The organism is Bradyrhizobium sp. SZCCHNS3016, from assembly GCF_032484535.1.
Classification (GTDB): domain Bacteria; phylum Pseudomonadota; class Alphaproteobacteria; order Rhizobiales; family Xanthobacteraceae; genus Bradyrhizobium.
The window spans coordinates 220153-246668 of the sequence record NZ_JAUETE010000008.1; the positions used below are offsets into that span (position 1 = coordinate 220153).

The window sequence follows — 26516 nt, forward strand, 5'->3', positions numbered from 1 at the left end:
CGTTGTGGCATTATAAGATGCGCCGGGCTTGTACAAGCATGTGCACGGCCTGGGCGGGACCTCAAATCGGCCGTACTTGGCAAGCAGGCAGGGTTTTTAGGTTCGACTGCAATGATTCTGACCGCACTTGGCCTCATGAGTGGCACCTCGCTCGACGGGGTGGACGTGGCCCTGATCGAGACCGATGGGCGGCAGATCAAGAGCCTCGGTCCATCGGGCTACCGGGCCTATAGCGCCGCGGAGCGCAGCCTGCTGCGCGAGGCGCTCGCCGATGCGGTGCAGATCGAGCGGCGCGATGCGCGCCCCGGACGGGTGCGCGACGCCGAGCGCGTCGTGACGGTGGCGCATGCCGAGGCGGTCGCCGCGTTCCTGGCGCAGCACCGGCTCAAGCCCGAGGACATCGATATCATCGGCTTTCATGGCCAGACCGTGCTGCACCGCCCCGAACGCCGCCTGACCGTGCAGATCGGCGACGCGGCCGCGCTCGCCAAGTCCGTCCATATCCCGGTGATGCACGATTTCCGCGCTGCTGACGTCGATTTCGGCGGGCAGGGCGCGCCGTTCGTGCCGGTCTATCACCGTGCCCTGGCGCAATCGCTGTCGCGCGCGGGGCCGATCGCCGTCGTCAATATCGGCGGCGTCTCCAACATCACCTATATCGACGGCGACGACGTGCTGATCGCCTGCGACACCGGTCCCGGGAATGCGCTGCTCGACGACTTCATGCATCGGACCACGGGACAGGCATTCGATCAGGATGGCCGCGTGGCGGAGCAGGGCAACCCGGACGAGGCCTGGATCACCAGCGCGCTGGAAATGCCCTTTTTCGCGCTGCCGCCGCCGAAATCTCTCGACCGCAACGATTTTGCCGCGCTGAAGCTGGGCGATGTGAAGCCGGCGGACGGGGCCGCAACCCTGACGGCGTTCACGGCCGCAGCGATTGCCCGCATCATCCCGCTGCTGCCGAAGCCGCCGGCGAGCTGGATCGTCTGCGGCGGCGGCGCCCGCAACCATACCATGATGCGGATGCTGCGCGAGCGTGTCGCGCCGGCGAGCGTCGAATCGGCCGATGCGCAGGGCTGGTCGGCGGACGCCATCGAGGCCCAGGCGTTTGGCTTCCTGGCGGTACGCGGCATGAAGGGCCTGCCGCTGAGCTATCCCACTACCACAGGCGTGCCGTTTCCGATGACCGGCGGGGTGATTGCGCGCCCTTGATTCATGCAATTGCATGAATCTTGACAGTCCGATGCGTATGCATCTAGTTTGATGCATCTGCATCAAACTGCCGAGGATGTCATGGCGCCTGTCCTGAAGCTGATCAGCCACAAGCTCTGCCCCTATGTGCAACGCGCCGTCATTGCGCTCACCGAGAAGGGCGTCGCATTCGAGCGGATCGACATCGATCTCGCCAACAAGCCCGACTGGTTCCTGAAGATCTCGCCGCTCGGCAAGGTGCCGGTGCTGGTGGTGCCTTTAGGCCAGGGCGAGGTGGCGCTGTTCGAGAGCAACGTGATCTGCGAGTACATCGAGGAGACGCAGCCGGCTGTGAGGCTGCATCCCGAGGACGCGCTGGTCCGCGCGCAGCATCGGGCCTGGATGGAGTTCGGCTCTGCGATCCTCGGCGATCTCTGGGGCCTGGAGACGACGCAGGATGCCGCATTGTTCGCGGCCAAGCGCGAGGCGTTGACGACGAAGTTTGCTCGCGTCGAGGATGCGCTGGGCGAGGGGCCGTATTTTGCCGGCGCGCGTTTCAGCCTGGTCGACGCCGTGTTCGCGCCGATCTTCCGCTACTTCGATGTGTTCGATGCGTACGGTGATCTCGGCATCTTTGCGTCCACGCCGAAAGTTCGGGCGTGGCGCGATCAACTCGCGCAGCGGCCGAGCGTGAGGACGGCGGTCAGCGCCGACTATCCGCAGCTGCTGCGCGCGTTCCTCGCGCGGCACGATGCGTATCTGTTGAAGCAGGCGGCCTAGGGACGTTGTTGTCGTACCGAGCTCTCACGCCACTCACAGTGTCATCGCCCGGCTTGACCGGGCGATCCAGTATTCCGAGACGCTGATGATCAGCCGAGAAGCCGCGGCGTACTGGATCACCCGCTTTAGCGGGTGATGACAGCAGTGCCTTAAGGCACGTCCGTTCGAACATCCGGTAACGCGCGCGACCTCACCTCACATTGGCGAGGCGCATGTCGAGATAGGCGGTAATGGTTTCCATCAGCGGCTCGAGCTTGCCGTCGAAGAAGTGGTTGGCGCCGGGGATGACCTGCTGGTCGATCACGATGCCCTTCTGCGTCTTCAGCTTCTCGACCAGCGTGTTGACGTCCTTGGGCGGCACCACCGCATCGCGCTCGCCGTGCACGATTAGGCCCGAGGACGGGCAGGGCGCCAGGAACGAGAAGTCGTAGAGGTTGGCGGGCGGCGCGATCGAGATGAAGCCCTCGACCTCCGGGCGGCGCATCAAAAGCTGCATGCCGATCCAGGCGCCGAACGAGAAGCCGGCGACCCAGCAGGCGCGTGCCTCGGGGTTGATGGTCTGCGCCCAATCGAGCGCGGACGCCGCATCCGACAGCTCGCCGGTGCCGTGGTCGAACGAGCCCTGGCTGCGGCCGACGCCGCGGAAATTGAAGCGCAGCACCGAGAATCCGCGATGCGCGAAGGCATAGTAGCACTGGTACACGATCTGATGGTTCATCGTGCCGTGGAACTGCGGATGCGGATGCAGGATCATCGCGATCGGCGCGTTCTTCTGCTTCGCCGGATGGTAACGGCCTTCGAGGCGGCCGGCCGGACCGTTGAAGATGACTTCAGGCATCAGAGAATCCTTGGCAGAGCGTCGACCGACTTCGTCCATGCTTCATCTGGCGCCTCGCCGACGAGTTCCGCAGGACAAGTGGTGATCGAGCGCCATCCGTTCGCTTGGACGGAGCAGCGCTGGCGTGACTGGAAGTTGGCCTTCTAGCATGGAGCGCGGGGCAAAAAGCAAGGATTTTCAACGCCCGGCAAGGCGGCTGCGGCAGGGATGCAGACCGGGCCGCCGATACCGCGGCGGGGCGAAGTGGCCGCGGAACGTGATCCGAATGCGCCTGCAATTCGATGAAAATACTGGCGTTTTCGTCTGCAGCCCGGCCGTTCAGCGCTGCGACGCCGTCTGCTCCAGCTGCGAAACGGCGCTGCGATAGCGGCGGCTGCCCTGCACGGATTGTCCGCTGTCGAAGGTCAGGCCGAAATCGCCCGTTGGCAGGACCGAAAGCGCGGCGACCCGGGCCATGTTGACCAGCCGGCCGCGGTGGATGCGGACGAGCGCGAAGCGGGCGAGCTCGACCTCGGCGGCCGACAAGGTGCCGCGGATCAGATGCCGCCTGCCGTCGGCCATGGCATATTCAACGTAGTTGCCGGCCGCGGCCACCCACAGGATGTCGGCCGGCGAGATGCGGATGCGGCTCGGGCCGTCGCGCAGCCAGAGCGTGGCAGGGGCAGGAGGCTCGGATCGCCGTGTCGGCTCTCGGACAGCGCTCGCGCGATAGCCGTCGTACAGCCAGAGCGTGCCACCGATGAGGAGCGCCGTCATGACGTCCTTGCGGAACTCGTACACGATTGTGGCCAGCGAGAGCTGGAAGTCGTACGCGCTGCCCGCGGTCCACATCAGCAGCTTGCGCAGCGTCACCATGCCGATCATGTGAAGCGCAGAGAACGCGACGACGGCGGCAACGGCGAGCGCGATATGACGTGCCATGGCGGCCGGGCCCAGCCGGATGGAACGAACGGTGGCGACCAGCAGCGGCGCCAGCAGGATGATGACGACAATGCTCGTCATTTCCCACAGCAACTGCTTTTCCAGATCATAGGCCGCGCCCCGCCTGACGGCATCGTGGGCGGCGGAAAGGGCGTTGACGACGCCGATGCCGAGCGAGAGCCCGGCCATGATCGCGTAGAAGGTACGATCATTCGGACGCAGCATCGAGCCGACAAGCTTGTTCATGGCACCGGACCCGCTATCTCAATCTCGCGCCCGACGATATCACGCTGGCCGTCGCGCATCATCATGGCGCGGGCGAGCGATGGTCGTTCGTGGCCCGAGTTGATAAGAACGAGCCATGGCGGACAGGATCTATCTCGACTGGAATGCGACGACCCCGCTGCGACCGCAAGCGCGCGCGGCGATTCTCGCCGCCATGGATCTGGTCGGCAATCCCTCGTCGGTTCACGCCGAAGGCCGCAAGGCGCGGCGGCTGACGGAGGAGGCCCGCGAGGTGATCGCCCGGGGGCTCGGCACCGTCGCGCGCCGCGTGGTGTTCACTTCCGGCGGAACCGAGGCCAATGTGCTCGCCTTGAGCCCAGGCCTGCGCGCGCCGGCCGGCCCGGTCGAGCGGCTGCTGGTGTCTGCGGTCGAGCATGCCTCGGTGCTGGCCGGCGGCCGGTTCGCGCCATCAGTAGTGCAGACGATCCCGGTCGACTCCTCCGGCGTGGTCGATCTCGGCCGCCTGGAAGCCCTGCTCGCCGGCGGGCCGCCGGCGCTGGTGTCCGTCATGGCCGCCAACAACGAGACCGGGGTGCTTCAACCGGTTTCGAAAGTCGCCGAGATGGTGCACCAGGCGGGCGGCGTGCTGCACGTCGATTCGATTCAGGCATTCGGGAAAATACCCCTCGATATCAAGCAGATGGGCGCGGACCTTGTGACCATCTCTGCGCACAAGATCGGCGGACCCAAGGGGGTCGGCGCGCTGGTCCTGGGCGCCGGCGTGGAGGAGCCGATTCCGGTTCTCCGCGGCGGCGGCCAGGAGCGCGGTCGCCGGGCTGGAACCGAAAACGTGGCCGGAATTGCCGGATTTGGCGCTGCGGCCGGCGCTGCCCTGGCTTCGCGCGAGGTGGACCTGACCCGGATCACGGCGCTGCGCGACCGGCTGGAAGCAGGCCTTCGTCAGACCGCTGGCGTGACGGTATTTTCGTCCGAAACGGCGCGGCTTCCGAACACGACGCTGTTCACCGCACCGGGGCTCAAGGCCGAGACGGCCGTGATCGGCTTCGATCTCGAAGGGATCGCGGTGTCTTCCGGCTCGGCGTGCTCGTCCGGCAAGGTCCAGCCGTCCCATGTGCTCGAAGCGATGGGCGCCAGTTCCGCAGCGGCCCAGGGAGCGGTGCGCCTCAGTCTGGGCTGGTCCACCACGGAGGCGGAGGTCGATCGTTGCGTCCAGGCTTGGCGAAAGCTGTCATTGACCCTACTTAAAGGAGGCGACGAAACCGTGCTTGAGCGATTCTAAGGGCGTGATTTCGTCGACGAAACGTCGTAAGACGGTTCCAGAATGTGTCCACCGCGGTCCTTGAAACCGCGAGCGGAGGATGGAATGCCAGCCGTACAAGAGACGGTCGACCGCGTCAGGCGGATCGACGTCGACCAATATCGCTATGGGTTCGAGACCGTCATCGAATCCGAGAAGGCTCCGAAGGGCCTTTCCGAAGACACCGTCCGCTTCATCTCGGGCAAGAAGAACGAGCCCGCCTGGATGCTCGAATGGCGCCTCGAGGCCTATCGCCGCTGGCTGACCATGACCGAGCCGACCTGGGCGCGCGTCGACTATCCCAAGATCGATTTCCAAGATCTCTACTACTACTCGGCGCCGAAGCCGAAGAAGCAGCTCTCCTCGATCGACGAGATCGATCCTGAGATCCTGAAGACCTATGAGAAGCTCGGCATTCCCCTGCGCGAGGTTGCGATCCTCGAAGGCGTCGAGCCGGTGCCCGGCGCCGGCAGCCCCGAGACGCGCAAGATCGCGGTCGATGCCGTGTTCGATTCGGTGTCGGTCGCGACCACGTTCAAGGAGGAGCTGAGGAAGGCCGGCGTGATCTTCATGCCGATCTCGGAAGCCATCCGCGAGCATCCTGAGCTCGTACAGAAATATCTCGGCAGCGTGGTGCCGACCTCGGACAATTTCTATGCAACGCTGAATTCGGCGGTGTTCTCCGACGGCTCGTTCGTCTACGTGCCGCCGGGCGTGCGCTGCCCGATGGAGCTGTCGACCTACTTCCGCATCAACGAGCGCAATACCGGCCAGTTCGAGCGCACGCTGATCATCGCCGACAAGGGCGCCTACGTTTCCTATCTCGAGGGCTGCACCGCGCCGCAGCGCGACGAGAACCAGCTGCATGCGGCCGTGGTCGAGCTGATCGCGCACGATGACGCCGAGATCAAGTACTCGACGGTGCAGAACTGGTATCCGGGCAATTCGGAAGGTGTCGGCGGAATCTACAATTTCGTCACCAAGCGTGGCGACTGCCGTGGAAACAATTCCAAGATCTCGTGGACCCAGGTCGAGACGGGATCGGCGATCACCTGGAAATATCCGAGCTGCATCCTGCGCGGCGACAATTCCCGTGGTGAATTCTATTCGATCGCGATCTCGAACGGCTATCAGCAGGTCGATAGCGGCACCAAGATGATCCATCTCGGCAAGAACACGACCAGCCGGATCATCTCCAAGGGCATCGCCGCAGGCCGCTCGCAGAACACCTATCGCGGCCTGGTGACAGCGCATCGCAAGGCGTCCGGTGCGCGCAACTTCACCGCCTGCGATTCGCTGCTGATCGGCGACAAGTGCGGCGCGCACACCGTGCCCTATATCGAGGCCAAGAATTCCTCGGCCACTTTCGAGCACGAGGCGACCACGTCCAAGATCTCCGAGGACGTGCTGTTCTACTGCGTCCAGCGCGGCCTTTCGCAGGAGGAGGCGGTCGGCCTCGTCGTCAACGGCTTCGTCAAGGACGTGCTGCAGCAGCTGCCGATGGAGTTCGCGGTCGAGGCGCAGAAGCTGATCTCGATCAGCCTCGAAGGATCGGTCGGCTAAGACCACATGGGAGCGGGTCCGCGGCGCGGCCCGCTCTTGCTGACATCAACATCATCCGCCCTCGGACCCGATCGATCGGTTGCTCCAGGGCAAGCGTTGAGCGGAAACAGATTATGGCACTACTCGAAATCAACAACCTGCAGGTCCGTGTCGAGGAGCGCGAGATTCTCCACGGCCTGACGCTTTCGATCGACGCCGGCAAGGTGCACGCCATCATGGGGCCGAACGGCTCCGGCAAGTCGACGCTCTCCCATGTCATCGCCGGTAAGCCGGGCTATGAGGTCACCGGCGGTGAGATCCTGTTCAAGGGCGAGGATCTCCTGGCGATGGCGCCGGACGAGCGCGCCGCCAAGGGCGTGTTCCTGGCGTTCCAGTATCCGGTCGAGATTCCAGGCGTCGCGACCATGACGTTCCTGCGCACCGCGCTCAACGCGCAGCGCAAGGCGCGCGGCGAGGAGGAGTATTCGACGCCGGATTTCCTCAGGAAGGTGCGCGAGATCTCGAAATCGCTCAGCATTCCGCAGGACATGCTCAAGCGCGGCGTCAATGTCGGCTTTTCCGGCGGCGAGAAGAAGCGCAACGAGGTGCTGCAGATGGCGCTGTTCCAGCCGTCGCTGTGCATCCTCGACGAGATGGATTCCGGTCTCGACATCGATGCGCTGCGCATTGCCGCCGACGGCGTCAACGCGCTGCGCTCGCCGGAACGCTCGATGATCGTGATCACTCACTATCAGCGACTGTTGAACTACATCGTGCCCGACGTCGTTCACGTGATGTCGAAGGGCCGCGTCGTGAAGAGCGGCGGCAAGGAGCTCGCGCTGGAGCTCGAGGCGTCCGGTTACGCCCAGTTCGAAGACGCAGCCTGATCGCTGCGTGAATGGATCTGTGATGAACGTAGCTTTGGTCAAGAACGACAGCGGTCCGGCGGCGAGCAGCTTGCTCTCTGCCGCTTGGGGCCGTCTGCCCGGCACCGGCAAGGTGGCCGATATCCGGCGCGAAGCCTTCTCGGCTTTCGAGCGCACCGGCCTGCCGCACCGTCGTATCGAGGAATGGAAGTACACCGACCTGCGTGCGCTGATGCGCGAGATGCTGCCGCTGGCAGGCGCGCCGGACGCGGCGGCGCTGGCGCGGGCAAAAGCCGTGCTGGCTTCTGTTGCCGTCGAGGGTGCTCGGAAGCTGGTGCTGGTCGACGGCGTGTTCGTGGCGGAGCTCTCGGATATTTCGGCCTCCGAGGATGGTGTCAAGGTTCACGCGCTTCGCGAAGCGTTGCAGAGCGTCGGCAGCGAGCGGCTGCTGGAGACGACTGTCAACGATGCGATGGTCCTGTTGAACGGGGCGCTTGCGACCGACGGAGTCCTGATCTCCGTGGCGGACGGTGCAAAACTCTCGCATCCGTTGCAGATCATTCACATCGCGACAGCATCGCAAGCATCGCGTGCCAGTCGCTCACATCTTTCGGTGGGGAACGGCGCGCAGGCCACCTTGATCGAAAGCGCGATCGCCGCCGATGGTGCCTCAGGCTATCAGGCCAATGACGCCGTGGTCGTCTCCCTCGGTGATGACGCTGCGCTGTCCACCATTCGCCTGATGCGCGATGCCGGGGACGCCGTTAACATCACTTCAGCCAAGTACCAGGTCGGTGCGCGGTCGAAACTCAATCTCTTCAATATGACGACAGGCGGCGCCGTCAGTCGTCTGCAGGGCTTCATTACTTTCAAGGGCGAAGGCAGCGAGCTGATCGTCAACGGCGTCAACCTGCTGCGTGACAAGCAGCATGGCGACCTGACGCTCGTCGTCGACCACGCGGTGCCGGGCTGCACCAGCCGCGAAAACTTCCGCGCGGTGCTCGACGATCGCGCTCATTCCGTGTTCCAGGGCCGCATCATCGTCCGCCCCCACGCGCAGCAGACCGACGGCAAGATGATGACGCGGGCGCTGCTGCTGTCCGACGAGGCCGAGGCCGACAGCAAGCCGGAGCTCGAGATCTTCGCCGACGACGTCTCCTGCGGCCACGGCGCCACTGCCGGCGCGCTCGACGAAAGCCTGCTGTTCTATCTGCGCGCCCGCGGCCTGCCCGAGAAGCAGGCGCAGGCGCTACTGATCCAGGCCTTCGTCGGTGAGGCGATCGAGGCGATCGAGGATGATGGCCTGCGCGAGCGCGTCATCGCCGCCGCCCAGGACTGGATGGAGGCGCGCGCATGAGCACGCATCCCGCTGTCTCAAACGGCTCCTACGACGTCGCCCGCATCCGCGAAGATTTTCCGGCGTTGGCGCTGCAGGTCTACGGCAAGCCGCTCGTCTATCTCGACAATGCGGCGTCGGCGCAGAAGCCGCGCGCCGTGCTCGACCGCATGACGCAGGCCTACACCAGCGAATACGCCAACGTGCATCGCGGCCTGCATTATCTCGCCAATGCCGCGACCGAAGCTTATGAGGGCGGCCGCGAGCGTGTCACGCGCTTCCTCAACGCGCGGCGCAGTGAAGAGATCATCTTCACCCGCAACGCGACCGAGGCGATCAACCTCGTCGCATCCTCCTGGGGCGGACCGAACATCGGTGAAGGCGACGAGATCGTGCTCTCGATCATGGAGCACCATTCCAACATCGTGCCGTGGCACTTCTTGCGCGAGCGCCAGGGCGCCGTGATCAAGTGGGCTCCGGTCGACGATGACGGCAACTTCCTGATCGACGAGTTCGAGAAGCTGCTGACGGACAGGACCAAGCTGGTCGCGATCACGCAGATGTCGAACATGCTGGGCACGCTGGTTCCGGTGAAGGAGGTCGTGCGATCAGCGCATGCGCGCGGCATCCCTGTGCTGGTCGACGGCAGCCAGGCCGCCGTGCACCTCGCAATCGATGTCCAGGACATCGATTGCGACTTCTATGTCTTCACCGGCCACAAGCTGTACGGGCCGACCGGCATCGGCGTGCTCTACGCCAAGTATGACCACCTCGTTGCCATGCGCCCCTACAATGGCGGCGGTGAGATGATCCGCGAGGTCGCGCGCGACTGGGTCACTTATGGCGATCCGCCGCACAAATTCGAGGCCGGCACCCCGATGATCGTCGAGGCGGTCGGGCTGGGCGCGGCGATCGATTACGTCAATTCGGTCGGCAAGGAGCGCATCGCCGCGCACGAGCACGACCTGCTCACCTATGCCCAGGATCGGCTGCGCGAGATCAATTCGCTGCGGCTGATCGGCACCGCCAAGGGCAAGGGCCCGGTCATCTCGTTCGAGATGAAGGGCGCGCACGCGCACGACATCGCGACCGTGATCGATCGCCAGGGCGTCGCGGTGCGCGCGGGCACGCACTGCGTGATGCCGCTTTTGGAGAGATTCAACGTCACGGCGACCTGCAGGGCCTCGTTTGGCATGTACAATACGAGGGAAGAGGTCGATCAGCTTGCACAGGCATTGATCAAGGCGCGGGAATTGTTTGCATGACCGACACGGCCGACGTCAAAACTCAGACTGTCGAAACCCATTCGGCGCTGCCGCCGGAGGAGACCGAGCGGCTCTCCACCGAGATCATCGCGGCGCTGAAGACGGTGTTCGATCCGGAGATCCCGGCCGACATCTACGAACTCGGCCTGATCTACAAGGTCGACATCAAGGACGATCGCAGCGTCGACGTCCTGATGACGCTGACGACGCCGAACTGCCCGGCGGCCGGCGAGTTGCCGACCATGGTTGAAAACGCGATCGCCAGCGTTCCGGGCGTCGGCGTGGTCAATGTGAGCATCGTCTGGGAGCCGCAATGGACGCCGGACCGGATGAGCGACGAGGCCCGGCTCGTCCTGAACATGTGGTGAGACGAGCGGGCACGAAGTTTGAATAGTAAGGGCGGATCACATACCCCGCCGGGATGACGCCATGACCAGCACGACGAATTCGACAGCGCCTGTTGCCAAGCCCAAGCCGCGGCCCCGTCCGCAGGTGATGCGGCTCACCGATGCGGCGGCCAGGCGCATCCGTGAGCTCACTGATCGCGCCGAGTCCGAGATCATCGGATTGCGTGTCGGTGTCAAGAATGGCGGCTGCGCCGGTCAGTCCTACACGGTCGAATATGCCCATGATATCCGGCCGACCGACGAGGTCGTCGAGGACAAGGGCGTCAAGATCCTGGTCGATCCCAAGGCCGTGCTGTTCCTGCTCGGCACCGAGATGGACTATCAGGCCGACAAGATGCAGGCGCAGTTCGTGTTCAACAATCCGAACCAGATCAGCGCCTGCGGCTGCGGCGAGTCGGTTCAGCTCAAACCGGCCGAGGTCTGATCGTCCGCTTTCAGCCAGGGCGGCACCGGAGCTGTCGCGTTCCGGACATTGACACGCGCCACCCTCTCGACCGAAAACTCCAGGCGAGCAACTGGGGCGTTGGCGAGAGCTGGTGCGATGGACCGCGAATTCCTGATCGATCTGTTCGCCGGTTTCGGTCCGGTCACAATCCGGCGGATGTTCTCCGGCTTCGGCATCTCCGCCGACGGCATCAACTTCGCGCTTGCGCTGCGCAGCGGCCTCTATCTCCGTGCTGATGAAACCAGCTTTGCCAGGTTCGAGGAGGCCGGATCCAAGCCGTTCTCCTACGAGACCCGCGCGCGGACCATGACGGTGCGCTCGTATTGGCAAGTGCCGGCGCATCTGTTCGACGACTCCGACGAGTTCGCGATATGGGCCAGAGATGCGTTTGCAGCGGCGCAAAGAGCGGCCCTGAGCAAGCAGACCAGGAAGCGGGCGGCATCTCGCCGCGGGCGCGAGCAGGGTCCGGCACGTGGTGGGGGGCAGCCCGGTGCGACCAAGCCAGCGGCGAAAACGGCCAAGCCGGCCAAGACGCGGAAGGTCGCCAAGACGATCCGCAAAGCGCCCGCGGCAGGTCGCAAGACGCGCAGTGCGGCAGCAGCGTCGGGCCGACAGAAATCTCGCACGCCATCATCGCGGACGCGTTGATGCTGCTGCCGGGGCAACGCCGGCACCGTCGCAGTCAGGCCACCCGACCTCGCGTCGTCGTCGCGTATTCGGGATCGTTCTCGCACACCACCTTGTTGCGCCCGTTGCGTTTGGCGGCATAGAGGCAGGCGTCGGCGCGTTCGATCAGCGTATCGGTATCGTCGCCGGCCCGCAGCAGCGACACGCCGACCGAGATCGTCACACGTCCCAGGATCTCCCCGGTCGACTTCTTCTTCAGCTCCTTCGCCGTCACGGCGCGGCGGATGTGATCGGCGACTGTCAGCGCGTGCTGCAGCGAGGTGTTCGGCAGCACGACGGCGAATTCCTCGCCGCCGTAGCGCGCCGCGATGTCCTGCCCCTTGATGGCGTGCTTCAGGGTCATTCCGACCAGGCGCAGCACCTGGTCTCCGGTGAGATGTCCGTAGGAATCGTTGAAGGACTTGAAATGGTCGATGTCGAACATCAGCAGCGATAGCGGCTGTTGGGTCGCTAGCCCCGATTGCACCGTCGTTTCGATCATCCGGTCGAAATATTTGCGATTGCCGAGGCCGGTGAGCGGATCGGTCAGGCTCTCGGCCCGGATCACCTCCAGGCTATGCTGCAGCCCGCTGATCTCATCCTTCGACAGCGTCAACCGCTCTTCGAGGATCCGGTTGGTCTCGCGCATCTGCCTGGTCGAATCGGTGAGCGCCTCGATGATGTCCACCAATTGCTCGCGGCTGGTCGCCGACGCGAGCCGCTGATCGGCGCCCGCGAGGCTCGCATCGTAGCTCGCCGTTCTGCCGAGAGCATCGGTGAGCATGTTCACCAGGTCGTCGATCTCGCCGACGACGCGCGCGCCGACCTTGTCGATGCGATCCGACGTCTTGAGCTGCGCGAGGTAGGAGTCGTAGAGCTGATCGAGATCGGACTGCGACAGCTTGCCGTTGCGCGACAGCGTCTCGTTGATGATCTCGTTCAGCGGTGCGTTGTAGCCCGTCGCGTAGACGTACCAGACCTCGTAATTGCGCGGATTGGCCGAATGGCGAAGCGTTCTGATCTGGCTGAGCGCGACTTCGGCGAAGCCTATCGTGCGTTCGTGTTCGTCAAGCGCATTGACCACCACAGGTTCTCCCCAACCGCCCGCGTCGCCGTCGTCACAGCAATGAAATAAACAATGCCGGCCAAGCTAAAGGACGTTTGTGAACCAGGGGTAAATACGGCCGTAGAGTCCCGGATACGCCCAAGCCACGCATACGGGAACGTCACCTCGTATGTTCAATAAGCTACATAGGACGCTTCTGGGAACTTGCTGAAGCGGGCTGGAGCTGTTCGCTCGGGTGTGCGCCTCGCTGATAGCTCAGCGCTGTCGTCGACTTAGGTCTCATGTCTGACGGAAGCGGCAGCTGATCTTTTTGCTGACGCGACGTTCCGGGCGACCGCCTTTGGAACAGCCCGGAATCTTGCTTGCTCAGGGAAGCGGTGCCCTCACCGGGCGAAGCAGGAACGCCGGCAGATGTGAGTGATCAGCGGGCTCGTTGTCGAGGTCGCGCCGCGGCCGCCGCGCTTCATTGCGAGGCTGTTCGTTACGAGGCTGTTCCTTGCGAGCGCTCGGCGCGGCAGGCCGAGGAGAATTTGCCTGTGCGGCGCGCGGCGCTGCCGCCCGCGGCTCACGCTCGCGCGGGGCTGCATCACGCTCGCGAGGGGCCGCATCGCGCTCCCGCGCCTTGCCGCGGCTGCCGCGACGCGCGGCGTCACGCGGACGGCGCTCACGCGTGTCCTCGTCGCCCGAGGATTCCTGCACCTCGTAGTCGCCCTCGATCGTCGGAATGCCCTGTCCGATCAGCTTCTCGATGGCAACCATCGACTTCTGGTCGGCCGGGGCCACGATCGAGATTGCGGTGCCGGTCCGTCCGGCACGGCCGGTGCGGCCGATGCGGTGAACGTAGTCGTCGGAATGATGCGGCACGTCGAAATTGAAGACGTGGCTGACTTCCGGAATGTCGAGGCCGCGTGCGGCGACGTCGGAGGCGACGAGCAAGGGCAGTTCGCCCTTGCGGAATTGATCGAGCGCGGCCGTGCGGGCCGACTGGTCCATGTCGCCGTGCAGGGCGCCGACGCTGAAGCCATGCTTCTGCAGCGACTTGTGAACGATGGCAACGTCGCGCTTGCGGTTGCAGAAGATGATTGCGTTCTTCAGATCCTTGGCGTCCCGCAACAGCCTGCGCAGCACCTCGCGCTTCTGATGCGCCTCGCGTCCGGATGGGACCTGCAACTGCGTCACGGTGACGGCGGTGGTGGCGGGCTTGGAAACCTCGACCTTCTGCGGGTTGTGCAGGAAGGCTTCGGTGATGCGCCGGATCTCCGGCGGCATGGTTGCTGTGAAGAACAGCGTCTGGCGGGTGAAGGGGACGAGCTTGCAGATGCGCTCGATGTCCGGGATGAAGCCCATGTCGAGCATGCGATCGGCTTCGTCGATGACCAGGAGCTCGACCCCGGTGAGCAGCAATCCGCCGCGCTCGGTATGGTCGAGCAGGCGGCCCGGCGTGGCGATGAGGACGTCGACCCCGCGGGTCAGCTTGGTGTCCTGGTCGCCGAAGGAGACGCCACCGATGAGGAGCGCGACATTGAGCTTCTGCCCGGCGCCATAGCGATCGAAATTCTCCTTGACCTGGGCGGCCAGCTCGCGGGTCGGCTCCAGGATCAGGGTGCGCGGCATTCGTGCGCGGGCGCGGCCCTTCTCGAGGATCGTGAGCATCGGCAGGACGAACGCGGCGGTCTTGCCGGTGCCGGTCTGGGCGATGCCGAGCACGTCGCGGCGCGCCAGGACATGAGGAATCGCTTGTTCCTGAATGGGCGTGGGGGTGGTGTAACCGGTGGCCGCAACTGCAGCCAACACCTTGTCGGACAAGCCGAGATTGGAAAAAGACATCGAGCCTCTATGTCACGCGCCGATAGGCACGGGGCCTCTGTTCGACGCCGCCGTTAGGAATCGAGGGGTAAAAGGCTGTGGTCGCGCTCAACCCCGAAACGGCATGCTCTAAGGAAGCTGGGGGTTTTCTGACTAACGCCGACCCGCGGTCAATCTCTCAGGAATCGGATGCGATCCGGCCGCGCTGCTGCAGAAGATAGGGGCGAATCCTGCAAAGTCAATGGAAGAGGGGAACGAAGTACCGAAAAAGCTTAATGTTTTTGCATTATTTGCGGGCAACCTGTCGTCGAGCTGTCGTATTCGGCTGCTCCAGAAGCTCTGGCCGGCCGGCTGGCGGAAAGCGCTCTGGTCGAATTGTCGACGGAATTGCGGCGTGTGTTCGGCAGGGAGTTGGAGCGGCCCGCGGGCGCCTCGGGGATGAACCGGTGGCGGCGTGCCGCCGACTATCGATGACTATCGATGGCGGCAGCCCACGCAATGAGGGCAGGGACGGACGATGAGATCGATGCGGACGTGGCTGGCGTGCGGGCTGGCGATGCTGGCGGTGGTTCTGGCGTCGGCCGCCGCGCATGCCGAGAAGCGCGTTGCGCTCGTGATCGGCAACAACGACTACCGCTATGTTCCGAAGCTGCAGAAGGCCGTCAACGACGCGCGCACGATGGGCGACACGCTGAAACAGCTCGGCTTCGATGTCATGGTCGCGGAGAATCTCAGTCGCCAGCAGTTCAGCCAGACACTGCTGGCGTTCGACAATGCCGTCGAGCCGGGCGACACGGCATTCTTCTTCTATGCCGGCCACGGCTTCGAGATTGCCGGTCAGAACTTCCTGCTGCCGACCGACGTGCCGGCGGCGACCGAAGGGCAGGAGGAGCTGGTGCGCGACGCCTCGATCCTCGCGGACCGCGTCATCGAGCGGCTGCAGAACAAGAAGGCGCGCACCTCGATCCTGGTGTTCGACGCCTGCCGCAACAATCCGTTCGAGCGCTCGGGCACCCGCGCGGTGGCGGGCGGGGGTGGCCTGGCGCCGATGACGCAGTTGCCCGAAGGCGTGTTCTCGGTGTTTTCAGCCGGTCCGCGCCAGACCGCGCTCGATCGGCTCTCCAACGATGACGCCAATCCGAACTCGGTGTTCACGCGCACCTTCGCCAAGGAGCTCACGCAGCCCGGCGTCAATCTGGTGCAGGTCGCACAGCGCACCCGCCGTCTGGTCAGCGAGCTCGCCGATACCGTGCGGCACAAGCAGATTCCGGTCTATTTCGACCAGATGGTCGACGATGTGTTTCTCAACGGCATGGCGAAGGGACCGGCTGCAGCCGACAAGCCGGCCGAGCCGCAGCCGAAGCTCGCGGCGCTGCCTCCCGTCTCGGCGCCGCGCATTCCGCCGGCGAACGAGAGCCTGAACGCACCGATTGCGATGTTCTCGCGCCACAATGGCGGCTGGACCGTCACGTTCTCGATCGCCGATCCGACGCTCGGTATTTCCTGGCGCATGGGTGAGGCAGGGGACTTTCGCGAGACCGGCTTCATGGACGTGCTCGATCCGCGCACGCGCAAGCGCATGCCCAATCCCTCGATCCAGCTGTCGGCGGATGCGCCCGCGGGCACCATCCAGGTCCGCTATGTCGATGCATCCGGCGAGATGCAGGGACCGTTCCCGATCCGCTTCGAGCCGGAGGCCGCGCTGGTGCGTGACCAGCGCAAGATCCTCGACATGACGGCGACGAGCTGGTTGTCGTTCCGCGAGTTCAACGGTCTCCTGGTCTACTACACGCACCTGATGTCGTATCGCTGCGCGATCCGCGAGGTCCGCATCGGTATCGACACGGCCGTGCCGGACAAGGTCCTGAACATGCCCGGCTGCGACATGCGCGATCCCATTGCGATTCCATCCAACTCCACGCCCTATTTGAAATTGCCGCCGGCGACGAAGTTCGTCTCGGTGGAGTTGACCTATCGCGACGGCAGCGTCTCCGAGATCAAGAGCTTTCGACGCTGAGGCCTCGGCTACGCCATGATCGAATAGCCACCGTCGACGGGAATGGCTGTGCCGGTGACGAAGTCCGAGGCCGATGAGCTCAGAAACGTGGCGATGCCGGCGAAGTCGTCGATGTCGCCCCAGCGTGCCGCGGGCGTGCGCGCCAGCACGCGGTCGTGCAGGCCGTCGATCTGGCTGCGCGCCGCGCGCGTCAGGTCGGTGTCGATCCAGCCCGGCAATATCGCGTTGACCTGGATGTTGTCGGGCGCCCAGGCGCAGGCACAGGCGCGCGTATACTGCACGATTCCGCCTTTGCTGGCTGCATAGGCCGGTGCGAAGCTGGCGCCGAAGATCGACAGCATCGAGCCGATGTTGATGATCTTGCCGCCGCCGTTCGCCTTGAGGGCCGGGTAGGCGGCCTTCGAGCACAGGAAGGCGCTGGTGAGATTGGTGTCGATCACCTCCTGCCACTCTTCCAGCTCGAGCACGTGCGGCGGCTTGCGGATGCTCATGCCGGCATTGTTGATGAGGATGTCGATGCGACCGAGCTCGCCGGTCACGCGCGCGACCATGGCGGTGACGTCGTCCTTGTTGCTGACGTCGGCCGTGACGGCGATGGCGTTGACGCCGCGCGCCGCCAGATCGGCAACTGCCGCCTTCGACTTGGCTTCGTTGCGGCCGACCACGGCGATGTCAGCGCCGGCATCGGCAAGCCCGCGTGCCATCCCCAGGCCAATTCCGCCGTTGCCGCCCGTCACGATCGCAACCTTGCCCCTCAGGTCGAAACGGCCCGCCATGCAGTGTCTCCATTGTTGTTGTCAGAGATCAGCAGGTGCCCTGCCAGATCATCACCAGGCCGAGCGCACCCATGCCGACGCCGTAACCTGCCCACTGCAGCTGGTTGATCATGAAGCTCGTCCGCGGCCATGCCACCACCCCGGTGCCCTGACCGACCCAGAGCAGGCCGATGGCGAGCAGAAGCAGGCCGCCGATCATCAGGAATTTCCGCATGGCTACTTCCTCCCTCATCGACCGCGTCACAGCATCGGAAACGCTGCTGCCGTCTTTTTTGTGAAGTTTTGTGACGAGGAGGCTAGCGGCCGGCGCGGCAGATGACCAGCGACTCCAGCCGCCAATATCCGAGCCAAAAACAAAAAGCCCCGGATCAACCGGGGCTTTTCGCAGAATTATTGAAAGACCGAGTGCGTTCGCCTCAGTACTTGACGACCGGGCCGGTCCAGTTGAAGCGGTAGACCAGCGAGGTGCTGATGGTCTGCACCCACGGCTTGAAGCTGACGGAGTCGGTCGTCACGAGGTTGCCGACGTCGGTACGGACCGCGATGTCCTTCCGGTCGTAATAGGCAGCGCGATATTCGGTCTTCATGAACCAGCCCGGCGCCGAGATGCCGAAGATGTTCAGGTTGTTCTCGACGCCGCCGCCGACGAACCAGCCATTGCGGTTGAACGAGTCGGTGTGGAAGCCGGACGCCGCGCCGGTGAGGGTGGTCAGGCCGGTGCCCGACCAGTGCGAACCGGAGTAGCCGGCGTTGACGTAGGACAGCACGTTCGGCGCAACCAGGTAGCCGACGCGAGCGCCAGCGGCCCAGGCGGTTTCCATCTTGATCCGGCCGGTCAGGGCAGCGAACTGATCCTGCACGGTGCCACGCAGGCTGCCGAACTGGCCGTCAGCGAACACACCGAAGACCCAGGTCGGGTTGACCTGCCAGTCATAGCCCGCGCCGACGGTGCCGAACCAGCCGTCGCCGCCGACGCGCTGATCGATCGTCACCGGCACGCCGTTGAAGTTGGTGTGCGAGTCTGCATCCCAGATGCCGCCGCCGGCACCACCGAAGATGTAGAAGCCGGTCCAGCTCGGCGCCACCGGCATCATCGGAGCCTTCACATAGGGGCGAGCCGCCAGATCAGCAGCCGAAGCGGCACCCGTGATCGCAACCAGCGCAGTGGCAGCAAGCAAAAGCTTTTTCATATTCAATTCCCCAAGATCGTCATGTCGCAGGTGCCGGGTTGCGGCGGCGATTCCCTCGCCAGATGTGCCCGAACTATAGCCGATTGGTGCCCAAAAGCTGTTGCCGGTTGACCACACCGGAGGGGAAAGTGCGGTGCGGGACGCCTTAGCTTTCTGTAAACAACTGAAACAGAAAGAGAAAAGCAGGCCCAGGCGAGCGAATGGAACCTGCAATCGAGGCGTGAAATCGGGTCAAAAGCTAGACGTCGAGCAGCTCGTCGCTGGCGAATTCGGCCTTTTCCGAAATGAAGGCGAAGCGGGCCTCTGCCTTGGTCCCCATCAGCCGCTCGACCGAGTCGGCGGTGCCGTCGCGATCCTCGGCCAGCAGAACCACGCGCAGCAGGGTGCGCTTGGCCGGATCCATGGTGGTTTCCTTGAGCTGGGCCGGCATCATCTCGCCGAGACCTTTGAAGCGGCCGATCTCGACCTTGGCGTTGGCATTGAACTCGCGCTTCAGGAGCTCGTCCCGATGGGCATCGTCGCGCGCGTAGAACGTCTTGCTGCCATGGGTGAGCCGGTAGAGCGGCGGCACGGCGAGGTAGAGATGCCCTTCGTCGATCAGCGGCCGCATCTGCCGGTAGAAGAAGGTGATCAGCAGCGAGGCGATGTGGGCGCCGTCGACGTCGGCGTCGGTCATGATGATGATGCGCTGGTAGCGCAGATCCTCTTCGCGATACGACGTGCCGGTGCCGGCGCCGATCGCCATCACGAGATCGGCGAGCTGGGCGTTGGCGGTCAGCTTGTCCTTGCCGGCCGAGGCCACGTTGAGGATCTTGCCGCGCAGCGGCAGCACGGCCTGCTTCTTGCGGTCGCGCGCCTGCTTGGCGCTGCCGCCGGCCGAATCGCCCTCGACGATGAACAGCTCGGAGCCCTCGGTGCCGGCGTCGGTGCAGTCGGCGAGCTTGCCAGGCAGGCGCAGCTTCTTGGTCGCGGTCTTGCGCGCCGTCTCCTTTTCCTGGCGGCGGCGGATGCGGTCCTCGGCGCGCTCGATGACGAAGTCGAGCAGGCGATTCGCCTGCACCGGGTTGCCGGACAGCCAGTGATCGAACGGGTCCTTGACGGCCTGCTCGACGATGCGCTGGGCCTCTGCGGTAGCGAGACGGTCCTTGGTCTGGCCCTGGAATTCCGGCTCGCGCACGAACACCGAGAGCATGATGGCGGCGCCCGCCATGATGTCCTCGGAGGTGATGTTGGCCGAGCGCTTGCCCTGGCCGACGCGCTCGGCGTGGTCCTTCAGGCCACGCAGCAGCGCGCTGCGGATGCCGGATTCGTGCGTGCCGCCGTCGGGCGTCGGAATCGTGTTGCAATAGGAGGACAGGAATCCGTCGGCGTCCGCGGTCCAGGCCACCGCCCATTCGCAGCCGCCATGGCCACCGGTGCGGCCCGACTTGCCGGCGAAGATATCCGGATGGACCAGCGTGTCGGCATGGATCGCGGCGGCCAGATAGTCCTTCAGGCCGCCGGGGAAGTGGAAGGTCGCCTCGGGCTGAACGTCCTCGATGCCCTTGAGCAGCGACGGATCGCATTTCCAGCGGATCTCGACGCCACCGAACAGATAGGCCTTCGAGCGCGCCATCTTGAACAGGCGCTGTGGCTTGAACGTCGCCTTGGCGCCGAAGATGGTTGGGTCGGGTTGGAAACGCACCCGTGTGCCGCGCCGGTTGGCGACCTTGCCGACCTCCTCGAGCTTGCCCTTCGGGTGGCCTCGCTCGAACACCATGCGGTAGAGCTTCTGGTTGCGGGCAACCTCGACCTCGAGCCGGGTCGACAGCGCGTTCACCACGGAGATGCCGACGCCGTGCAGGCCGCCCGAGGTCTCGTAGACCTTGGAGTCGAATTTGCCGCCCGCGTGCAGGGTGCACATGATGATCTCGAGCGCCGACTTCTTCGGAAATTTGGGATGGGGATCAATAGGAATGCCGCGGCCGTTGTCGGTCACGGTGAGGAAGCCTTCGGCGTCGAGCTCGACTTCGATGAAGGTGGCATGGCCGGCCAGCGCCTCGTCCATCGAATTGTCGATGACCTCGGCGAACAGGTGGTGCAGCGCCTTTTCGTCTGTGCCGCCGATATACATGCCGGGGCGGCGCCGCACCGGCTCCAGGCCCTCGAGGACCTCGATGTCACGGGCAGTGTAATCGCCCTCGGCACCCGCCGAGCGGGCGGTTGGCTTGGCCGGAGCCTTGCCCTTTGCGGCGAACGCCGCCAACGGGTCCGTGACGCCCTTGGCCTTGGCTTTTGCAGCTGATTTCAACGGCTTACCCATGGAATCTGATGTTGCGTGTGCGCAAGATGGAACGAATCGTTGGGCCTGACTATGCCATGGACCGGCATAAAACAATGACCCGGGAAACAACGACGTTCACCGGCCCGCCACGTCTTGGCCGGTTCCGATCGCCGGATCGACGCTGTTCACGCGGTTCAGCCGGTTGTTGTGACTTGAAGTGGGCGGGTTCGGTGGCGTACCAGTCTGCGCCAGGGAACCGCGAAGGCCTTCAAGCACTTAAGCGCCCCGGAGCAGAAAGGCGTCGAGCAGATGGAAGATTTTGGCCGCGCGGTTGCCGACTTCGTGCGCGACCATCAGGCCTGGGCTGCTCCGATCGTCCTGCTGCTTGCCTTTGGCGAGTCCCTGGCCTTTGTCTCACTCCTGATTCCTGCCTGGGGCGCCCTGGTCGCGATCGGAGCCCTGATCGGCGCCACCGGGATCAGCTTCTGGCCGATATGGCTGGCCGGGGGCATCGGCGCCGCGCTCGGCGACTGGCTCTCCTATTGGTTCGGCTATCGCTACAAGGATCGTGTCGCCCAGATGTGGCCACTGTCGCGCTACCCGGAGATGCTTCCGCGCGGCGAGGCCTTCGTGCGCGATTGGGGCGTGCCGAGCATCTTCATCGGCCGGTTCTTCGGCCCGTTGCGCGCATCGGTGCCGCTGGCGGCGGGCATTTTCGAGATGCCCTACATGGTGTTCCAGATCGCCAACTTCGTGTCGGCGCTGGTGTGGTCGGCGGTGCTGCTGCTGTTCGGCGACATCATCGGGCGCATCATGGAATGGCTGTGGCATGCGGTCTGATGCCAGCCCCAAAACCGGGGGCCGGGCCGACTTGCGAGCTTGACGCAGGAACCCGGCGGCCTTATAGGCCTGCCCCCATGATCAACGCAGCGACCAACATGATCGCCGAAATGCGCCGTCGTACCCCCGCGGTACGGGCGATGATCTGCGTCTAGATCACAGCCCCTGCCGCCGGATCCGAATCCCGCGGCAGACTTTCTCCTTGCAGCGCGATTGATCAGGCGGCTCCTTCGTCCAGCAGGAGTTTCCGATGTACACGCCACCACCCTTCAAGCCCGATCGCGCCGCGAGCCTCGGCTTTGCAGACGCGCGCGGCTTCGGCACTGTGTGCGCGTCGGACGGCACCAAGCCGATCGCGTCCTCCGTGCCGTTTCATCTCGGGGCGCTCAACGACGGCACGCCGCAGGCGTTCTTCCACGTCGCCCGCGGCAATCCGCTGGCGAAGCTCGCCGACGGCGCGACGCCGTGGCTGCTCGCCGTCAACGGCGCCGATGCATATGTGTCGGCCGACTGGTACGTCTCGCCCGATCAGGTGCCGACCTGGCTTTATCAGGCAGTGCATCTGACCGGCCCGGCACGCATCCTGTCGGAGGCGGAGCTCGCAGAGCAGGTGGATGCGGTCAGTGCCAAGTTCGAGCAAAGGCTGTTGCCGAAAACGCCGTGGACCTCGGACAAGATGAGCGCGGGCCGGCTGGAGGCGATGCGCAAGGCGATCATCGGCATCGTGATGACGATCGACCAGGTCGAAGGCAGTTTCAAGCTCAACCAGCACAAGTCCGAAGCCGACTATGCGGCGGTCGCAACCCGGCTCGGCGAGCGGCCCGACATCGGCTCGCAACAGATATCGTCTCTCATGCGGCAGGCGCGGCCCCAGGCCTTTGCCGGCGAAACCCACCCCTCAAGGAGCGTGTCATGACCGTGATCGATAGCAACTTGCCGAAAGCCCACACCGCCTCCGGGGCTGCGGCGCGCGCCGTGTTCGTCGACGGCGGCTCGGGCACGACCGGCTTGGGAATCGCCGAGCGGCTCCGGCACCAGCCGGACATCGTCGTGAAGACGATCGCCGAGGACAAGCGCAAGGATCCAGCGGCCAAGCGGGCGCTGCTGGCGGAGGTCGATCTCGTCATCCTCTGCCTGCCGGATGATGCGGCCAAGGAGACGGTGGCGCTGATCGACGGCATGGGAAATGCCGCGCCGAAGGTGCTGGACGCGTCGACCGCGTATCGGGTCGCGCCGGACTGGGCCTATGGCTTCCCCGAACTGGCCGCCGACCAGGCCGACAAGATCGGGAATGCACGGAAGGTCTCCAATCCCGGCTGCTATCCCACCGGCGGCATCGCGCTGCTGCGGCCGCTGGTCGATGCCGGCCTGCTGCCGCAGGACTATCCCGTCACGGTGAACGCGGTGAGCGGCTATTCCGGCGGCGGCAAGACGATGATCGCGGCCTTTGAGAATGGCACCGCGCCGAACTTCGAGCTGTACGGTCTCGGCCTCGAGCACAAGCATCTGCCTGAGCTGCAGCTCTATTCGCGGCTGACCCGGCGGCCGATCTTCATTCCCTCCGTCGGCAACTACCGGCAGGGCATGCTGGTCTCCGTGCCGCTGCAACTCGACACCCTGCCGGGTAAGCCGTCAGGCTCGGACCTGCAGGCGGCCCTGGCGAAGCACTATGCCGGCAGCAAATACGTCTCGGTGATGCCGCTCGATGGCGCGGCGGCCAAGAGCGGCCGGCTCGAGCCGGAGGCGCTGAACGAGACCAACGAACTCGAGCTCTACGTCTTCGCCAGCGACAAGCATCACCAGGCGGTGCTGGTGGCGCGGCTCGACAATCTCGGCAAGGGCGCGTCGGGCGCGGCCGTGCAGAACATGCGGCTGATGCTCGGGCTGCCCGATCTCGGGAGCTGAGATCGATCTGGATCGATCCGGTCGCGGAAGCGCCGGCACGATCGGCAACATCATGCGACGGCCGGCGTTCTGCCGGCTGCGCTGTGCAATGAAGCACGCTGAGGAATGGGCAGACCCATGACCGCCACTGATCTGAACGCGCTGCCCGTCACCGTCAACGATGTGCGGGCCGCCGCTGAGACCATCGGTGGCGCCGTGCTCGCGACGGCCTGCAACCAGAGCCGGACGCTCGGCGAGATCTGCGGCTGCAACGTCTGGCTGAAATTCGAGAACCTGCAGTTCACGTCGTCGTTCAAGGAGCGTGGCGCGCTGAACCGGCTGAATGCGCTGTCCGCCGAGCAGCGCGAACGCGGCGTGATCGCGATGTCGGCCGGCAACCACGCGCAGGGCGTCGCTTACAACGCGCGGCGTCTCGGGATTCCCGCGACCATCGTGATGCCGGTGGGCACGCCGATGGTGAAGGTGGAGAACACCAAGCGGCACGGCGCCGAGGTCGTGATTTCCGGCGCCACCTTGGAGGAGGCGGGCGCGTTCGCCCGGGAGCACGGCGCGGCGCACGGCATGACCATGATCCATCCTTACGACGATCCGCTGATCATCGCGGGGCAGGGCACGGTGGCGCTGGAGATGCTCGCGGTGGTCCCCGAGCTCGATACGCTCGTGGTGCCGATCGGCGGGGGCGGGCTGATCTCCGGCATGGCAGTCGCGGCGCGCGCGATCAAGCCGGGCTTGCGCATCGTCGGCGTTCAGGCCGAACTCTATCCGTCGATGTACAACGCCATCCGCAGCAGTCAGCTGCCGATGCGCGGCGACACGCTCGCCGAGGGCATAGCGGTGAAATCGCCGGGCCGGATCACGACCGAGATCATCCGCCATCTCGTCGACGACATCCTGCTCGTCACCGAACCGCAGATCGAGCGGGCGCTCGCCACCCTGATCTCGATCGAGAAGACGGTCGTCGAAGGCGCCGGCGCGGCCGGTCTCGCTGCCGTGCTCGCGCACCCCGCGCAGTTTGCCGGACGCAATGTCGGGCTGGTGCTGAGCGGCGGCAACATCGACACCCGGCTGATCGCCTCGGTCCTCACCCGCGAGCTGGCGCGCGAGGGGCGGCTGACGCAGCTGTCGATCGACATCGTCGATCGTCCCGGACAACTCGCTGCCGTCTCGACCCTGCTCGCCGATGCCGGCGCCAACATCATCGAGGTGTCGCATCAGCGAACGTTCTCGGACCTGCCGGCGAAGGCGACCTTGCTGGAGCTGGTGATCGAGACGCGCGATCAGGCGCATCTCAACGACGTGATGGCGAAGCTTGTTGCCGCCGATTTCAAGGCGCGCTGCACCTGAGCGTCAGGCGATCTCCAGCAGATCCTTCGCGGTGCGGCAGACGTCCGCTCCGCATTTTCCAGGCGAAAGGCGCGTGCGGCTGCCCGCCGATTCTTGCTCAGCCCAATTAGCAATCTCTCTGTCTGCTCGTGAGGCTGTTCGCAAATGCGAACGCGTTTGAGGTTTGCTCGGTCAGAATTTCAGTTGCGTACCTCAAAAAATGAGGACAGGATTACCGCAACAAAAAGACGGTTGGGAGGATTGTGATGAGACTGCTCGCGAAGCTGGGACTCGCCGCTGCCGCATGCCTGCTCTGGGCCAACGCCGCGAGCGCCGATACGACCGTGAAATGGCTGCATATCGAGGTCAATCCGGCCCAGGTGAAGATCTGGGAGGAGGTGGCCCGCGCCTATGAGGCGTCGCATCCGGGCGTCAAGATCGAGATGCAGTTCCTCGAGAACGAGGCCTACAAGGCCAAGCTGCCGACCATCCTGCAATCCAAGGACCGGCCGAACATCATCTACAGCTGGGCTGGCGGTGTCCTGAAGGCGCAGATCGAGGCTGGCGTGCTCGAGGACATCACCGAGCAGGTGAAAGGCTACAGCGACAGCGTGACTCCGGCGGCGCTCGCGGCATTCACCGATAGCGGCCACGTCTACGGCCTGCCGATCTCGCTGTCGCAGGTCGGCTTCGTCTGCAACAAGGAGCTGATGGCCAAGGCGAAGGTCGATCCCTCGGCGATCAAGAGCTGGGACGATCTGCTGAGCGCCGTGAAGACGTTGAAGGCGGCCGGCGTGACCCCGATCGTGGTCGGCGGCGCCGACAAATGGCCGCTGCATTTCTACTGGACGCATCTTGCGGTGCGGATCGGCGGCAAGCCGGCATTCGACGCGGCGCTGCGCGGCGAGAATGGCGGCTTTGCCGGCGACACCTTCGTCAAATCAGGCGAGCTGTTCAAGCAGCTCGTCGATTTGCAGCCGTTCCAGAACGGCTTTCTTGGCTTCAAGAATCCGCAGGCGGTCGGTTATTTCGGCGATGGCAAGGCGGCGATGACGCTGGCGATCAGCTCGGTCTACAATCTCCAGCGCGCGCTCGCTGCCGACAAGGTCGGGTTGAGCGAGGACAAGATCTGCTGGTTCGATTTTCCGGTCGTGCAAGGCGGCAAGGGGGCGCCGACGGATACGCTCGGCGGCATCACCGGCTGGCTGGTCACCAAGGGCTCGCCGAAGGAAGCGGTCGATTTCCTGAAGTACTTCATCTCGAAAGATGTGCAGACACGGCTGGCGGCAGGGAATTTCATCATCCCGGTGGTGCAGGGCGCTGAAGCCGGCCTCAACAACTCCTTCATGAAGCTGATCGCGTCCAATCTGGCGAAGTCGAACTATCACCAGAACTTTTATGACCAGAGCCTCGGCCCCTCGGTCGGTCGCGTCGTCAACGACGTCTCCGCGGAGATCGCGGGTGGCAGCATGAGCCCGCAGGACGCCGCCAAGGCGATCGAGGCGGCGCGGAAGCAGGGCAACTGAC

The 26516-nt window shown here is 64.8% G+C and carries 24 protein-coding genes; 16 read left to right on the plus strand and 8 right to left on the minus strand.

Going from position 1 to position 26516, the window contains the following annotated elements:
- Positions 1-111 precede the first annotated feature (111 nt).
- The gene (locus QW881_RS17390) at positions 112-1215 is read left to right on the plus strand and encodes an anhydro-N-acetylmuramic acid kinase (RefSeq protein ID WP_315755805.1); all 1104 of its coding nucleotides are present in this window, start codon (positions 112-114) and stop codon (positions 1213-1215) included.
- Between the two features lie 81 nt (positions 1216-1296).
- Positions 1297-1974, plus strand: coding sequence for a glutathione S-transferase family protein (locus QW881_RS17395; RefSeq protein ID WP_315755589.1), 678 nt, complete (start codon positions 1297-1299; stop codon positions 1972-1974).
- Between the two features lie 190 nt (positions 1975-2164).
- Here the strand turns inward: QW881_RS17395 and QW881_RS17400 are convergent, their stop codons facing one another.
- Both QW881_RS17400 and QW881_RS17405 read right to left on the minus strand, forming a co-directional pair.
- Positions 2165-2812 carry an alpha/beta hydrolase gene (locus tag QW881_RS17400; RefSeq protein WP_008971476.1) on the minus strand — a complete coding sequence of 216 codons (648 nt, stop codon included), beginning with the start codon at positions 2810-2812 and terminating at the stop codon, positions 2165-2167.
- A gap of 318 nt (positions 2813-3130) precedes the next feature.
- Positions 3131-3922 carry a LytTR family DNA-binding domain-containing protein gene (locus tag QW881_RS17405; RefSeq protein ID WP_315755588.1) on the minus strand — a complete coding sequence of 264 codons (792 nt, stop codon included), beginning with the start codon at positions 3920-3922 and terminating at the stop codon, positions 3131-3133.
- Between the two features lie 172 nt (positions 3923-4094).
- On the opposite strand from QW881_RS17405, the gene QW881_RS17410 reads away from it, so the two are divergent.
- The 8 genes from QW881_RS17410 (at position 4095) to QW881_RS17445 (ending at position 11785) form a co-directional block, all read left to right on the plus strand.
- A complete protein-coding gene (locus tag QW881_RS17410) occupies positions 4095-5258 on the plus strand; it encodes a cysteine desulfurase family protein (RefSeq protein ID WP_315755587.1) in 1164 nt (387 codons plus the stop codon).
- A gap of 84 nt (positions 5259-5342) precedes the next feature.
- Positions 5343-6839, plus strand: a complete 1497-nt coding sequence (sufB, locus tag QW881_RS17415) for a Fe-S cluster assembly protein SufB (protein WP_315755586.1) — start codon at positions 5343-5345, stop codon at positions 6837-6839.
- A gap of 113 nt (positions 6840-6952) precedes the next feature.
- Positions 6953-7705 (plus strand): Fe-S cluster assembly ATPase SufC, encoded by a 753-nt coding sequence (sufC, locus tag QW881_RS17420; protein WP_315712154.1) that lies wholly within the window; start codon positions 6953-6955, stop codon positions 7703-7705.
- A 22-nt stretch (positions 7706-7727) separates the two neighbouring features.
- On the plus strand, positions 7728-9041 hold the full coding sequence (gene sufD / locus QW881_RS17425) for a Fe-S cluster assembly protein SufD (protein WP_315755585.1): 1314 nt from the start codon (positions 7728-7730) through the stop codon (positions 9039-9041).
- Positions 9038-10285, plus strand: a complete 1248-nt coding sequence (locus QW881_RS17430; RefSeq protein WP_315755584.1) for a cysteine desulfurase — start codon at positions 9038-9040, stop codon at positions 10283-10285. The genes sufD and QW881_RS17430 overlap by 4 nt, the downstream gene beginning before the upstream one ends.
- Positions 10282-10653: an SUF system Fe-S cluster assembly protein gene (locus QW881_RS17435; protein ID WP_315737808.1), complete on the plus strand. Its 372-nt coding sequence runs from the start codon at positions 10282-10284 to the stop codon at positions 10651-10653. The genes QW881_RS17430 and QW881_RS17435 overlap by 4 nt, the downstream gene beginning before the upstream one ends.
- 61 nt (positions 10654-10714) lie before the next feature.
- The gene (locus QW881_RS17440; protein WP_315737809.1) at positions 10715-11116 is read left to right on the plus strand and encodes an iron-sulfur cluster assembly accessory protein; all 402 of its coding nucleotides are present in this window, start codon (positions 10715-10717) and stop codon (positions 11114-11116) included.
- Positions 11117-11233: 117 nt separating this feature from the next.
- Complete coding sequence (locus QW881_RS17445) at positions 11234-11785, plus strand: TfoX/Sxy family protein (protein ID WP_315755583.1); 552 nt, start codon at positions 11234-11236, stop codon at positions 11783-11785.
- Between the two features lie 34 nt (positions 11786-11819).
- Here the strand turns inward: QW881_RS17445 and QW881_RS17450 are convergent, their stop codons facing one another.
- Both QW881_RS17450 and QW881_RS17455 read right to left on the minus strand, forming a co-directional pair.
- Positions 11820-12887 carry a diguanylate cyclase gene (locus QW881_RS17450; RefSeq protein WP_315737811.1) on the minus strand — a complete coding sequence of 356 codons (1068 nt, stop codon included), beginning with the start codon at positions 12885-12887 and terminating at the stop codon, positions 11820-11822.
- 348 nt (positions 12888-13235) lie between these two features.
- Positions 13236-14696, minus strand: a complete 1461-nt coding sequence (locus QW881_RS17455) for a DEAD/DEAH box helicase (protein ID WP_315755582.1) — start codon at positions 14694-14696, stop codon at positions 13236-13238.
- A gap of 496 nt (positions 14697-15192) precedes the next feature.
- Here QW881_RS17455 and QW881_RS17460 point away from each other — a divergent pair, with 496 nt between their 5' ends.
- Positions 15193-16692, plus strand: a complete 1500-nt coding sequence (locus QW881_RS17460) for a caspase domain-containing protein (protein ID WP_409998965.1) — start codon at positions 15193-15195, stop codon at positions 16690-16692.
- An 8-nt stretch (positions 16693-16700) separates the two neighbouring features.
- Here the strand turns inward: QW881_RS17460 and QW881_RS17465 are convergent, their stop codons facing one another.
- The 4 genes from QW881_RS17465 to parE all read right to left on the minus strand — a co-directional run bounded on the left by QW881_RS17465 (position 16701) and on the right by parE (position 20960).
- Complete coding sequence (locus QW881_RS17465; protein WP_315755579.1) at positions 16701-17468, minus strand: glucose 1-dehydrogenase; 768 nt, start codon at positions 17466-17468, stop codon at positions 16701-16703.
- A gap of 28 nt (positions 17469-17496) precedes the next feature.
- Positions 17497-17682 (minus strand): hypothetical protein, encoded by a 186-nt coding sequence (locus QW881_RS17470; RefSeq protein ID WP_315712631.1) that lies wholly within the window; start codon positions 17680-17682, stop codon positions 17497-17499.
- A gap of 202 nt (positions 17683-17884) precedes the next feature.
- Entirely contained in the window at positions 17885-18658 is a 774-nt protein-coding gene (locus QW881_RS17475; protein WP_315755578.1) for a porin family protein, read from the minus strand.
- Between the two features lie 238 nt (positions 18659-18896).
- Entirely contained in the window at positions 18897-20960 is a 2064-nt protein-coding gene (gene parE, locus QW881_RS17480; RefSeq protein WP_315755577.1) for a DNA topoisomerase IV subunit B, read from the minus strand.
- Positions 20961-21230: 270 nt separating this feature from the next.
- Here parE and QW881_RS17485 point away from each other — a divergent pair, with 270 nt between their 5' ends.
- From QW881_RS17485 to QW881_RS17505, 5 genes are all read left to right on the plus strand, one after another.
- A complete protein-coding gene (locus QW881_RS17485; RefSeq protein ID WP_315737817.1) occupies positions 21231-21761 on the plus strand; it encodes a DedA family protein in 531 nt (176 codons plus the stop codon).
- A gap of 250 nt (positions 21762-22011) precedes the next feature.
- Positions 22012-22677, plus strand: coding sequence for an FMN-binding negative transcriptional regulator (locus QW881_RS17490; RefSeq protein WP_315755576.1), 666 nt, complete (start codon positions 22012-22014; stop codon positions 22675-22677).
- Positions 22674-23666, plus strand: a complete 993-nt coding sequence (gene argC / locus QW881_RS17495; RefSeq protein ID WP_315755575.1) for an N-acetyl-gamma-glutamyl-phosphate reductase — start codon at positions 22674-22676, stop codon at positions 23664-23666. Before QW881_RS17490 ends, argC begins: the two co-directional genes overlap by 4 nt.
- 117 nt (positions 23667-23783) lie before the next feature.
- Positions 23784-25010 carry a threonine ammonia-lyase gene (locus tag QW881_RS17500; RefSeq protein ID WP_315755574.1) on the plus strand — a complete coding sequence of 409 codons (1227 nt, stop codon included), beginning with the start codon at positions 23784-23786 and terminating at the stop codon, positions 25008-25010.
- Positions 25011-25255: 245 nt separating this feature from the next.
- Positions 25256-26515, plus strand: coding sequence for an extracellular solute-binding protein (locus QW881_RS17505; protein WP_315755573.1), 1260 nt, complete (start codon positions 25256-25258; stop codon positions 26513-26515).
- Position 26516: the final 1 nt, after the last annotated feature.